Source organism: Hymenobacter terrestris, assembly GCF_013377905.1.
Lineage (GTDB): Bacteria > Bacteroidota > Bacteroidia > Cytophagales > Hymenobacteraceae > Hymenobacter > Hymenobacter terrestris.
This window is the reverse complement of record NZ_JABKAV010000083.1, coordinates 1-12,751: the sequence shown is the minus strand read 5'-3', so window position 1 is coordinate 12,751 and position 12,751 is coordinate 1. Positions and strand designations below refer to the sequence as shown.

Annotated in this window: 11 protein-coding genes; 8 read left to right on the top strand and 3 right to left on the bottom strand. The window is 56.1% G+C overall.

Annotated elements, in window-relative coordinates:
* Positions 1 to 42: 42 nt before the first annotated feature.
* Together HW556_RS16715 and HW556_RS16710 are read right to left on the bottom strand one after the other, a co-directional pair.
* Positions 43 to 1,425 carry a hypothetical protein gene (locus tag HW556_RS16715; RefSeq protein WP_176901263.1) on the bottom strand — a complete coding sequence of 461 codons (1,383 nt, stop codon included), beginning with the start codon at positions 1,423 to 1,425 and terminating at the stop codon, positions 43 to 45.
* Positions 1,426 to 1,632: 207 nt separating this feature from the next.
* Complete coding sequence (locus tag HW556_RS16710) at positions 1,633 to 2,946, bottom strand: tetratricopeptide repeat protein (protein ID WP_176901262.1); 1,314 nt, start codon at positions 2,944 to 2,946, stop codon at positions 1,633 to 1,635.
* A 129-nt stretch (positions 2,947 to 3,075) separates the two neighbouring features.
* On the opposite strand from HW556_RS16710, the gene HW556_RS16705 reads away from it, so the two are divergent.
* The 7 genes from HW556_RS16705 (at position 3,076) to dnaJ (ending at position 11,005) form a co-directional block, all read left to right on the top strand.
* Positions 3,076 to 3,972 (top strand): M20/M25/M40 family metallo-hydrolase, encoded by an 897-nt coding sequence (locus HW556_RS16705; RefSeq protein ID WP_246289701.1) that lies wholly within the window; start codon positions 3,076 to 3,078, stop codon positions 3,970 to 3,972.
* Between the two features lie 218 nt (positions 3,973 to 4,190).
* Positions 4,191 to 6,392 (top strand): sodium-translocating pyrophosphatase, encoded by a 2,202-nt coding sequence (locus tag HW556_RS16700; RefSeq protein ID WP_176901260.1) that lies wholly within the window; start codon positions 4,191 to 4,193, stop codon positions 6,390 to 6,392.
* 219 nt (positions 6,393 to 6,611) lie between these two features.
* Positions 6,612 to 7,151, top strand: coding sequence for a hypoxanthine phosphoribosyltransferase (gene hpt / locus HW556_RS16695; RefSeq protein ID WP_176901259.1), 540 nt, complete (start codon positions 6,612 to 6,614; stop codon positions 7,149 to 7,151).
* Positions 7,152 to 7,272: 121 nt separating this feature from the next.
* Positions 7,273 to 7,896 (top strand): adenylate kinase, encoded by a 624-nt coding sequence (locus tag HW556_RS16690; RefSeq protein WP_176901258.1) that lies wholly within the window; start codon positions 7,273 to 7,275, stop codon positions 7,894 to 7,896.
* Positions 7,897 to 8,050: 154 nt separating this feature from the next.
* Positions 8,051 to 9,046: a GTPase ObgE gene (gene obgE, locus HW556_RS16685; RefSeq protein WP_176901257.1), complete on the top strand. Its 996-nt coding sequence runs from the start codon at positions 8,051 to 8,053 to the stop codon at positions 9,044 to 9,046.
* A 162-nt stretch (positions 9,047 to 9,208) separates the two neighbouring features.
* Positions 9,209 to 9,748 (top strand): nucleotide exchange factor GrpE, encoded by a 540-nt coding sequence (locus HW556_RS16680; protein WP_176901256.1) that lies wholly within the window; start codon positions 9,209 to 9,211, stop codon positions 9,746 to 9,748.
* Positions 9,749 to 9,862: 114 nt separating this feature from the next.
* Positions 9,863 to 11,005, top strand: a complete 1,143-nt coding sequence (gene dnaJ, locus HW556_RS16675; RefSeq protein WP_176901255.1) for a molecular chaperone DnaJ — start codon at positions 9,863 to 9,865, stop codon at positions 11,003 to 11,005.
* A gap of 135 nt (positions 11,006 to 11,140) precedes the next feature.
* On the opposite strand, the gene HW556_RS16670 is transcribed toward dnaJ, so the two are convergent.
* A complete protein-coding gene (locus HW556_RS16670) occupies positions 11,141 to 12,307 on the bottom strand; it encodes a site-2 protease family protein (RefSeq protein ID WP_176901254.1) in 1,167 nt (388 codons plus the stop codon).
* Between the two features lie 273 nt (positions 12,308 to 12,580).
* On the opposite strand from HW556_RS16670, the gene HW556_RS19050 reads away from it, so the two are divergent.
* A partial coding sequence (locus HW556_RS19050; protein ID WP_394354140.1) for a sigma factor occupies positions 12,581 to 12,751 on the top strand: 171 nt, incomplete at its 3' end.

Below are 12,751 nucleotides of genomic sequence, written 5' to 3'. Positions count from 1 at the left end.
CACTGTGTAAGAGCCGGTCGATTTGATGAAAAGCTATGCGAATTATGCACTAGCCACCTGTCGGTTTACCGGTCGGACAATAATACGACGGGCTGTTTTCTTTTTTACCGGAAATCCATCCTGTAACACAAACAACGCTGTCAGATAGAAAGGCCATAGTGGAATTCGGTAACGTACTAGGTTGCCAAAGTTGCCGGATGTTATAGCAGTACCAATGGCGAATAGAATCGAGAAAACCACGCAGAATAATACGAGCGGAGTACTGCCAATTCGGCCAAAAGTTTTGAAGAATCCGGTTCGGCGAAACACCTGAAAAGTAAGATAAGTGATCCATAAAATCTCGATGCCAGAAAGCAACATGACTGGGTTACTCACTTCCCACATAAATGGGCGGAATAAACCGATAATAATAGCTTGTGGGGCTAGCTTGGGAATATCAGCGGGGCCGGTAAAATCTGGCATAGCGTAACCCGAGTTGCCCATGCCACGGCCCTTATTCTCATCTGAATGACTGATGCTGTTATGGTAAGTCGAAGCTACAGTCGCACGGTCCTCAATGTTATCGAAGTCGTAGTTCTTGTTCCCAGAAGCTACTGACTGACTGAGGGCAAGTCCGATTACAGCCCCGAGTACAATCATAACTGGCATAGCGAGGGCGCGTAATGCTCCGGACTTAATACGTGCGCTGTACTGTGTCGTAACCCAGAGCATAACCGGGGGAATAAAGCTGATAAGGATATAAATCTTGACAGACTTCAGTACGAATCCCGCAATTAGTATGGTTATAATAGCCTGTGGTATCTTGGTACGAGCAACAAGTAGATTGTAAAAAGCGAAAAACATCCAGCCAAGTGCACCAATGCACAATGCATCCTTAGAAATTCCAGAACCCCAGAAAAATACGGAAGGGATAAAAAATACTGCAATAGCCAATTGCTTATACAGCCGAGGGTATAATCTTAAAAAAGTATTGTATAATGCCCACATTCCGCTGAAGCTAATTAACGCAAACATAAGGGCAATGACGGAATAAGTATGAAAGCAGAACAGACCTAGAAAACCGCACACTTTCACTACAAAATATTCTGTTTCTGAACTGAACCAATGCATCTGAGCTGCATATTTAGCAGTAGGACCTTCTGCAATACCATTAGCAGTAGATAATAAATTGATGCCGATGCTTGGCGATTCAAAAAAAGCTTGGTGAATTACCTTGCTTTCATTGAAATAATTAAAAGTGTCCCCCCCTCCATAATAGAACTGGTAAATAGCACCCAGTGAAATAGCGCCTAGGAATTTAACGGAAAGCGCAGGTATAAAATACTTCTTCGTTAGAGCATTGGTGAACCGTTTACGCACCGCAAAGGCCAACCCATAGAACAAGGCTAAGTAAAGCGGGGTGAGAAAAAGGTCTTTTAAATCCATTTGGTGGGTAATTTGGCTGAAACCGAATCTGGAGTCCTAATGCAAGTAACAGGCAAACGAAGGCTATGCTGAATGTGGCATAGCTATCTGTTCGGATTGTGAAAATGAAAATTGCGTCGCACGTATCAGAGTACCACATAAAACCAGTCCGCAAATTGCTTCACTGGATTCAGGCTGATATGACAGATGACAAGCCGCAATAACGCTTCACTTGACCTTTAGATACTCCCGAGCTTCTCTGAACTGGTCGGATTTGCGGTCGGATTTTTCCAGTATCACGGTGTAGTAGCGTCGGGCGGAACGAACATCCTTGTTGTCGGCGGCGAGGCGGGCTAGAGCTAGGTTGGCGAACACGTAGAAGCCATGATTGGTTTCTCCATTCTGTTCAGCAAACACAATACAGCGTTGGTAGTAGTCACGGGCCTTAGCAAGGTCCTTATATTTGTGCTGCATGAAGTAAGCGAGGAAGTAGGTGGCGTAACGACCACCGTTGGCTTCGTAGCCGGGAAGCCCGCGTCCTAGCTTATCGAGCAAGTCTCGGCTAATTAGCTCGCACTCGCGAAATTTCCCCTCACGGAAACAAGCGTTAGCATAATGCCGTTGGAAAAACGCGTTTTCGGGATAAGTGGTAGCTAGGTAGCGTGCTACGGGCAGGGCTTCGGCTGGTTTGTCTTCCTCAATGAGCAGAATACGCATGAGGTAGGTGCGCGCCTCAGGAGCAACATAAAATCCGTTCTCAGCTACGTTGCGCAACTGTTGTAGGCCCAATTGTTTGTTCCCCTTCGGGAAGAACAGTAGCACAGGCTTGAGGAGCGGATAATTTTCGGGCACCCATATGGCATAGTAGTTAAACAGTGCCTGCCCGAACAAAAACTCCGGACTCAGGTCGTTGGCTTCCTTGCTTTTTTCGAGGTAGTCGAGTGCGCGCTTGGCGCTGACGGTGGCCTTGCGCCAGTCGCGACGCTCGGCATGCAGACGGGCATCAAAGCCATAGCCGGCGGCCAGAAAAAAGGAGGCCTCGTAATTCTGGTTGTCTTTTTTATAAAGTGCTTCCGCCTTAGTTATGGTGGTATCCATGTAGGCAAAAAACTGCCGGTCGTAGAGTTTGGTCTGGATACCGGTAGGCACAATCTTCCACCAGGCGCTGAGCCCCAGCAGAAAATAGGGCATTGGATGGTTGGGGTATCGTCGGCGCAGGCTCCTGAATTGCCGCTCAGCCTTATCGTACTTAAAGTTGTAGAGATTGTATACGGCTCCTTCTAACTCGGTCTGAATATCCTTGTCGAGTAGCAGCCAACCCGAAATATCAACGGCCGCCGGAGCTACGTCCACGTTTTCCAGCTTCACCTGCCGGGTCGAGTCGGGCAACAGGTCGGGGCGCGTAGGATCGGGGGCAATAGTTTCCGAACGCGTCTCTTCGGAGGGCGGCGGTGGAGGAGGAGTGCCAACCGGCTGCTGGGCGCGGGCCACCCCGGGAAGCAGTAGTAGGAGGAAAAATAATAATTGTAACAATTGGTGCATACGCTCGGCAAATCGCAACGACGGGCAGAAGTGGAAACGAGCCCGTTGCTGCCCGACGGAAAGGCTAAAGTAGAACTTTTAGCGCTATTTTGGACAAAAAAAATATACCAGATGGAGCTTCTACGCGCTATGTGCCATATTTCGGCCCCTGCAGGGCACGAAACCCAACTCACTGAATTTGTGCTCCGTTATGTGAAGCAAAACATGGGCCAGTGGCACACTACACCTGCCGTACTAGCAGGAGGTGAGTTTCAGGATTGTATTATTCTGGTGTTTGGTAGTCCGCGTACCGCTGTTTTTGCCCACCTCGACAGTATAGGCTTCACTGTGCGCTACGGCCGACAGCTAATACGCATTGGTGGGCCAATGGCCGAAACCGGTTACCGGCTGGTGGGCGAGGACTCGCAAGGTAAAATTGACTGCACCCTGGTGGTGGATGAGGATACCGGCGCGCTGAGCTACGATTTTCACCGGGAAATAGACCGGGGTACAGAACTGACATTTTACTGTGACTTTCGGGAAACCGCAACCACCGTGCAAAGCTGCTACCTCGACAACCGCTTGGGTGTCTGGAATGCACTGCGGCTATGCGAAACCCTGGAGCACGGCATTGTAGTGTTCTCATGTTGGGAAGAGCATGGTGGTGGCTCGGTAGCTTACTTGGCCAAGCACATCTATGAAACCTACGGGGTACGCCAAGCCCTGATTTCCGACATCACTTGGGTAACCGAAGGCGTACATCCCGGGCAGGGCGTAGCCATCAGTCTGCGCGACTCGCTGATTCCGCGCCGCGCTTATGTTGACCGCATCCGCCGGATAGCGGCGGAATCTGGCATTCCGCATCAGCTGGAGGTGGAGGGTAGCGGCGGCTCCGATGCTAAGGAGCTTCAGCATGGGGCTCAGCCCTGGGACTGGTGTTTCGTTGGAGCTCCTGAGGACAATGTGCATTCCCCCGACGAAATTGTGGACAAGCGCGACATCGAGAGTATGCTGGCGCTTTATCGGGTATTGATGCGGGATTTATAGGAAACGAAGCGGAGCAACATACGCGTGTCTTCCGCGAAATGAGTCTTTAATAGCATAACAGGCAAACCCAGGCCGCGTCCGACGACTGTTCGGACGCGGCCTGGGTTTTTAAGGTGAGAGGGAGCGAGGCTGTTTGATGGGAAGTATTGGGTATTAGCGAATAAGCTCTATTTTACCCACCTAAAACCTTCCTCAACCAAAACCACTTCCCACCGCTTATGATGCCTGTTCTTTACGCTGTGCCCGTACTGGGTCTTTTTGCGCTTGTGTATACCTGGGTGCGTTCGGGCTGGGTGAGCCGGCAGGATGCCGGCGACGAGCGGATGCGCACCATTGCTGGCTACATTGCCGACGGGGCCATTGCCTTCCTGCGGGCCGAATACCGGGTGATGGCCATCTTCGTGCTCATTGCCTCAGCCTTCCTGTTCTATCTGGGTAGCACCGGCGAGAAGTCGAGCCCAGTGATTGTTATAGCTTTCATCATCGGGGCCTTTCTGTCGGCGCTGGCGGGGTATATCGGGATGAAGATTGCCACCAAAGCCAACGTGCGCACGGCCCAAGCGGCCCGCACCAGCCTGAGCAAGGCGCTGAACGTGTCGTTTTCGGGCGGCTCGGTAATGGGCATGGGCGTGGCCGGACTGGCCGTGATGGGGCTGGGCTCGCTCTTCATCGTCTTCTACCAGATGTTTGTAGTGAGCAAAGGCGGCACGGCCAATGGCATCGAGATGGAAACGGCCCTGGAAGTGCTCACGGGCTTCTCGCTGGGGGCCGAAAGCATTGCCCTGTTTGCCCGCGTGGGCGGCGGCATCTACACCAAGGCCGCCGACGTAGGAGCCGATCTGGTGGGTAAAGTGGAGGCCGGAATTCCCGAAGACGACCCCCGCAACCCTGCCACCATTGCGGATAACGTAGGCGACAATGTGGGCGACGTGGCCGGTATGGGTGCCGATTTGTTCGGCTCCTACGTGGCTACCATTCTGGCTACTATGGTACTGGGCCGCGAGGTAATTGCCCGCGGCGACCAGTTCCAGGGTCTCTCGCCGATTCTGCTGCCCATGGTGATTGCCGGCATGGGCATCGTGGCTTCGCTGATCGGTATTCTGCTGGTGCGTGTGAAGGAGGGCGGTAACGTACAGGGCGCCCTTAACTTCGGCAACTACGTGTCGGTGGCCGTTTCGGCAGTGGCTTCGTTCTTCATTATCAAGTGGATACTGCCCACTGAGGACCTCGTGATTCGGGGTGTTACATTCAACGCCATGAGCGTATTTTGGGCCGTGATTGTCGGTTTGATAGTAGGCACGCTGATGAGCATTATCACCGAATACTACACGGCTATGGGCCGGCGGCCGGTGCTCAGTATCGTGCGCCAAAGCTCTACGGGGCATGCCACCACGGTTATCGGCGGGCTGTCGGTGGGGATGGAAAGCACCGTGCTGCCCATTCTGGTGCTGGCGGCGGGCATCATTCTCAGCTATGAATGCGCCGGGCTTTACGGCGTGGCCATTGCCGCGGCCGGTATGATGGCCACCACCGCCATGCAGCTGGCCATCGACGCTTTCGGCCCCATTGCCGACAATGCCGGCGGTATTGCCGAAATGAGCGACTTGCCCAAGGAAGTGCGCGAGCGGACCGATATACTAGACGCCGTGGGCAATACCACCGCCGCTACGGGCAAAGGTTTCGCCATTGCTTCGGCCGCGCTTACTTCCCTGGCTCTTTTCGCTGCCTTCATGGGCACGGCCAACATCACGTCTATTGATATCAGCAACGCGCGGGTGCTGGCGGGGTTGTTTGTGGGGGCCATGATTCCGTTCATCTTCTCGGGCCTGGCTATTTCGGCCGTGGGGCGGGCGGCTATGGCCATGGTGCAGGAAGTGCGTCGGCAGTTTCGTGAGATTCCGGGCATCATGGAAGGTACCGGTCGGCCTGAGTACGAAAAGTGCGTAGCCATTTCCACCGATGCCGCTATCCGCGAAATGATGCTGCCGGGTGCCATTGCCCTGCTGGTACCGGTGCTGGTAGGCTTCACCTTTGGGCCCGAAGTACTGGGCGGTACACTGGCCGGCGTAACGGTAAGCGGCGTGTTGATGGCCATCTTCCAGAGCAATGCCGGTGGGGCCTGGGATAACGCCAAAAAGTCGTTTGAGAAAGGCGTGATGATTGACGGCGTGATGCAGTACAAAGGTTCCGACGCCCATAAAGCCTCCGTAACCGGCGACACAGTAGGCGACCCGTTTAAGGATACCTCCGGCCCGAGCATGAACATTCTCATCAAGCTGATGAGCATCGTTTCGCTCGTTATTGCTCCCCACATTGCCGCCCCGAGCCGCGGCGTGGTGCAGGCCCCCGAAGTGCCGGCTACGCACGTGCGGGCCGCGCTACCCGTGCCGGCTGCTGTAGTAGCTGTATTGATTAAATAGAGAACGAGTAGGGTGCGGGGCTTGTGCCCGCCCGCAGTTGAAAGGTGACCGTTGCATGTCGTTGAGTGGCGGCATGGCTCTGCATCGTTCAACGACGGGCGGGTGCAAGCTCCGCACCCTACCTCGCTTTCTCCCCAAATACGCCATCTGTTTACTGCCATCTAAGCGGTAAACTCTACCTTTGACCTGCCTATTGACTTCGAGCCCAACCTCAAGCGGATGAACACCGACCATATTACGCTGCACGACAAAGAGTTTAAACCCTACTTGTCGGCCCGGGAGCTGACGGCGGCCATTGCCGACGTCGCCGGTCGCATCAACCAAGATTATGCCGGCCGACAACTGCTGTTTGTGGTGGTGCTCAACGGCTCGTTCATGTTTGCCGCCGACTTGCTCAAGCACATCAGCCTTACCTGCGAAGTATGCTTTATCCGGGTGGCCTCTTACACGGGCACCAGCAGCAGCGGCGAAATCAAGGAGGTGCTGGGCCTGACTGAGGAGCTGCAGGGCCGCCATGTGGTGCTGGTAGAAGATATCGTAGATACGGGCCACACCATGCGCATGCTCCTCGATACGCTCGGTGCTCAGGCACCAGCCTCGCTGGAAGTAGCCACGCTGTTTCTCAAGCCTGAGTGCCTCCAACACGAACTGCCGTTGCGCTACGTGGGTCTGCCCATTCCCAACGACTTCATTGTGGGCTACGGCCTTGATTTTGACGGTCTGGGCCGCAACTACCCCGACGTCTACCAGGCCGTATAAGCCGGACAGTCGCCTCCGATACTGGATTCCGGCCGTAGCTTAGCGCGGGGCGTTTGCCGTTTCGTGCTTATATTTCCCAACCCCGCCTATTTCAACCTTTCCGCGTAACTCCTCGCTGCTCATGCTTAATCTTGTACTATTTGGCCCTCCCGGAGCCGGTAAAGGCACGCAAAGTCAGAAGCTGATTGCCCGCTATAACTTAGTGCACCTCTCTACCGGCGACCTGCTGCGGGCCCAGATTACCCGCGGTACCGAGCTAGGCCTGAAAGCCAAAAAGCTCATGGACGAAGGCCTGTTGGTGCCCGATGAGGTAGTAATCGGCATGATCGGCTCGGCCCTCAAGGAGAACGAGCAGGCAGCGGGCTTCATCTTCGATGGCTTCCCGCGCACTGTGCCTCAGGCCGAAAGCCTTGACCGGTTGCTGGCCGCGCACAACACCCAGGTAACGTGCATGGTGGCGCTGGAAGTAAAGGAAGAAGAGCTGGTGAAGCGGCTGCTGGAGCGCGGGAAAACCTCGGGCCGTCCCGACGACCAGGATGAAGCTAAAATAACCCGGCGCGTGACAGTGTACAACACCGAAACCGCCCAGGTAGCCGGCTATTACGCCACTCAGAATAAATTTCACGCCCTGAACGGCATTGGGGAAATCGAGGATATTTTCGGCCAGATCTGTGGCATCCTCGATCAGCACCAGCCCGCTACTCCCGGCGGCAGCCAGCAGGCTACCAAGGAAGTAAAAGCGTAACTTTGCCGCTGCGGCCTGCTCGGGCTGCGGCAGAATCTCCCTTCTGTCATCCTGCGTACTCCGCTCTATCAGCGGAATGGGCAGGATGACAGTCTTTTTTAGGGATGATAGGGCTTCTATCTCCTGTCTTCCAACTCCTAGCTTCGCAACGAAATTGGCTTCCAATAACTTCATCGACTACGTTAAAATCAATTGCCGCTCGGGCCGGGGTGGAGCGGGTTCGCACCACTTTTTCCGGGCTAAGGGCTTGCCCAACGGTGGCCCCGATGGCGGCGACGGTGGCCGGGGTGGCCACATCATTCTGGAGGGCAGCTCCCAGCTTTGGACGCTGCTGCACCTGCAGTTTCGGAAGCACCTGATTGCCGAGGCGGGCGAAGGCGGTGGCGAAAACCTGCGTTCCGGTAAGCAGGGCCAGGATATTATCATTCAGGTGCCGCTGGGCACAGTCGCCCGCGACGCCGAAACCGGCGAGAAAAAGCTGGAGATTACCGAAGCTGGCCAGCGCCTGATTCTGACCCCCGGCGGCCGCGGTGGCCTGGGCAACGACCACTTCAAATCGGCTACCAACCAGGCTCCCAGCTATGCCCAGCCCGGCGAGGACGGCATTGACGAGTGGGTGATTCTGGAGCTGAAGCTGCTGGCCGACGTGGGCCTGGTGGGCTTCCCGAACGCCGGCAAAAGCACGCTGCTCTCGGTAGTTTCGGCCGCTACGCCCAAAATTGCCGATTACGCCTTCACCACCCTTACGCCCAACCTCGGCGTGGTGGCCTACCGCGACTATAAGTCGTTTGTGATGGCCGACATTCCGGGCATTATTGAAGGTGCGGCCGAGGGTAAAGGACTGGGTCACCGCTTCCTGCGTCACGTAGAGCGCAACTCGATTCTGCTCTTTATGATTAGCTGCGACTCGCCCGACATCAACGCCGAGTACCAGGTATTGCTCAGCGAGCTGGAGCAGTTCAACCCCGAACTGCTGGATAAAAAACGTCTGCTGGCCATCACCAAGTCGGATATGCTTGATGAGGAGTTGGAGGAGGAAATCCGGACCACGCTGCCTACGGAGCTGCCGACCATCTTCATTTCCAGCCTGACCAACAAGAATATCCAGCCGCTAAAGGATATGATCTGGACGGCGCTGCACGCCGAGTAGCATGGCATAAAAAAACGGGGAGGGTGTGGGGTAAGCTCCGTACCCTCCCCGTTTTTTGTGCCAACCTGGCAGCTGTCTTCGCTTTGGCCTATTGCTTGCACCCGGCCTGTTGCCTACAGGCTAAATCCAGTGAAAAACCCTTTTCGACGATATTTTACGACTATGGCTGACGAGCAGACCCTGCCCCAGGACGACAATATGACCGACCCCGCCACTGCTACGGCTGGTGAAATGACCGACGAGGCGACGTCTGATACTACTGTTGCCGCTGGCGACGAATTGGCTGAACTCAAGGACAAGTACTTGCGTTTGGCGGCTGAGTTTGAGAACTACAAGCGTCGTACTTCCAAGGAGCGAATCGATCTGTTCAAGAGCGCTAACCGGGAGCTTATGGCCGTATTGCTGCCCGTGCTCGATGACTTTGACCGGGCCCGTCACCATACCCAGAACGCGGAGGATGCCGGCACCGTGCGCGAAGCTGTCGACATCATCCACAACAAGCTTAGCAAAACCCTGGAACAGAAGGGCTTGAGCTCAATGACTACTGTGGGCACTGCCTTCGACCCTGAGTTGCACGAGGCCATCACCCAGATTCCGGCTCCTTCGGAAGACATGAAGGGCAAGATCGTGGACGAAGTGGAAAAGGGCTACTATTTGGGCGACAAGGTGTTGCGCCACGCCAAAGTGGTGCTGGGCCAGTAAACGAAACGACGCCTTTCACGCTGACGAAAGAAGCATCTCTACCGCTTCTTTGAAAGAATTATCACTTCGGTAGAGATGCTCCTTTCGTCAGCATGACAGACGAAATACAATAACATGGCAACGAAGCGAGATTATTACGAAGTGCTGAGCGTGGCCAAAAACGCGGCGGGCGACGAGATTAAGAAGGCTTACCGTAAAGTAGCCATCAAATATCACCCCGACAAAAATCCCGACGACCCCACGGCCGAAGACAAGTTTAAGGAGGCGGCCGAGGCGTACGAGGTGCTCAGCAATGAGCAGAAGCGCGCCCGCTACGACCAGTACGGCCACCAGGGCATGGGCGGCAACGGCGGCGGCAGCCCCAACATGGAGGACATTTTCAGCCAGTTCGGCGACATTTTCGGCGGCGGTGGCTTCGAGAGCTTCTTCGGGGGCGGCCGCGGCCAGCAGGGTGGGCGGCGCATGCGTAAGGGTTCCAACCTGCGCATCAAGCTTAAGCTCGATCTGGAAGAAATTGCCAACGGCGTCGAGAAGAAGATCAAGGTGAAGCGTTACGTGGCCTGCGAGCCATGCTCGGGTACGGGTGCCAAAAACGGTACCGACCTCAAAACCTGCGGCACCTGCAACGGCCAGGGCCAGGTGAAGCGCGTGGTAAACACTATGCTTGGCCAGATGGTAAGCGCCAGCACCTGCCCCACCTGCGAGGGCGAAGGCAAAGTAGTAACCAGCACCTGCGACACTTGCAAGGGCGACGGCCGCCAGCTGCACGAGGAGGTGATTCCCATTAACATTCCGGCCGGCGTGGCCGAGGGCATGCAGTTGAGCATGACCGGCAAGGGCAACTACCCCGAGCGTGGTGGCGTGCCCGGCGACCTGCTTATTCAGATTGAGGAGGAGCCGCACGAGGTGCTGCGCCGCGAGGGTAACAACATCATGTTCGAGCAGTACATTTCGTTCGTAGATGCTGCTTTGGGCTCCAACATCGAGGTGCCTACCATCGAGGGCAAAGTGAAAATCAAGGTGGAGCCGGGCACGCAGCCGGGCAAAATCCTGCGCCTGCGCGGCAAGGGCATTAAGGACATCAACGGCTACGGCCGCGGCGACCAGCTCATCCATCTCAACGTTTGGACGCCTAAGAGCGTGAGCAATGAGGAGCGTGAACTACTCGAAAAGCTGCGCGACTCGCGCAACTTCATGCCTAGCCCCGGCAAAAACGACAAAGGCTTCTTCGAGAAAGTGAAGGAGTATTTCGCCTAAGACCGCGTACTAGAACGAATTTCTGCGGATTTATGGATTCGATATTCAGAAACGCCCGCCTCCTTATCTGGGAGGTGGGCGTTTCTGTTTGTGAAATTGCATTGAATCAGGCCGAAGTACCGGGTTGCGTGCGTGTTACGGCGTTGTTTGCAGGGTCTCGGCGGGCAGAATTTCTATTAGCCGACGCAGCACCTTGGCCTGTAGCGCATCTTCGCTTTTGGTGGACGTGGCGGGCAGTGCCTGTTGACCTTCGTGGGCAAGGCGACGGGCCTCCTGGATATTTTGATGGGCCAGCGCCAATGCTGCCTGCACGAGGTAGTGCTGGGCGGTGGGCGTTTGGCGCAGTGCTGGTTTGATGGTGTGCCAAGCCTGCTCGGCGGCCGTGGTGTCGCGGGCAACGAAGGCTTCGGCAAAGGCGCGCTCCTTGCTGATTTCGTCCCGGAAAAGCTGTGGCTGGTTATTGGCCAACTCATCGGCAGCGCGGATGTGGGTTAGCGCCGCCAGTTCCTCGGCTCGGTCGAGGCTGCGGTAGTAGGCCATAAAGTGGGCGAAGCAGCGCACGAGCGGTTCCTCATCAGCAAGCAGCAGCGCCAACTGGTCGGAGTCGAGAGTCGCGTAGGGCTGGCCCGACTGGGTGTGGGCCAACAGCTCCAGTTGGGCCTGCTCGGTGGCAGCGGCTGGCCCACCACCCAGCAGCCGGAAAAACCGGGCTCGATCGGTGAAAAACGGTCCTGTGCGCGTGGGAATGGTGGTGGCCAGCAGTAACAACCCCGAAGACAAGCCAAGTACTATCAGGAAAAAAATGCCCACCCGGCCCGTAGGCGAGGCCAGTGCCGCGGTGCCAAGCAGGTACTGGCCACCCGTTAACGCGCCCACGGCCACCAGTAGGCTGGCCAGTGGTCCGGCCGCGCATATGGCGGCCAATTGCCGGCGCAGATGAGGGCCGCGCCGGGTGGGGGCGGTGGCTGCAACTCCACCCGCCAGGGCCAGGTCGCGGTTCAGGTAGAACTGCACGCGGTCGGTGCGCGGGTGGCGACGGACCCCCAGCAGGCCGGCCACGAAGAGCAGAAAGCGGAACCCCTGCGCCAGGCCCGTGAGCAGATGGCCCAACTCGTGCAACGCCAGTGCGGCCCATAGCGCCAGTAGCGCGACTCCAAATTTCGCCACTCCCTCGGCCGGGCCCGCCGAAGTTTGAAAGACCGGTCGGAACTGAGAATCTGGTAGATAACGGGCCATTCCGTAACCAACCAGTCCGCCCAGCAGACCACAGGCGAAAAAGAATAGGATACCGGGTTTCTTCATCGGGGAGGATAGCAGCTATTGCGCACCGTTGGTACTTTAGAGAAGCAATGATGCCTGTTTCGGAAAACTGCTTTTCAGCTGGCAAGAAGCACAAAGTAGCGCTGTTCTTATTGAGGGGTCTTCATACGCTTACTAGCTGAGAAGCCCGGCAATAATAGGAAAGTGATTATTCTGTCACCTCTGCGGGTTCTTATGCACTCCGGCCCGAAAAAAATAGGTGCTGCTTGTAATGCCGCCTGAAAACGGTCGATATAGGCTACAAATGTTCTCCTGATGGCATCTGCCCCGCTTGCACCGGACTTCCTGGAAATGCTGAACGACCACCAGCCCCGGCTGCGGCGGGTGGCGCGGCTGTACTGCGCTGATGCCGACGACCGCCAGGATTTGTACCAGGAAATAGTGCTGCAGCTGTGGCGGGCGTGGCCGCGCTACGAGGCCCGGCCC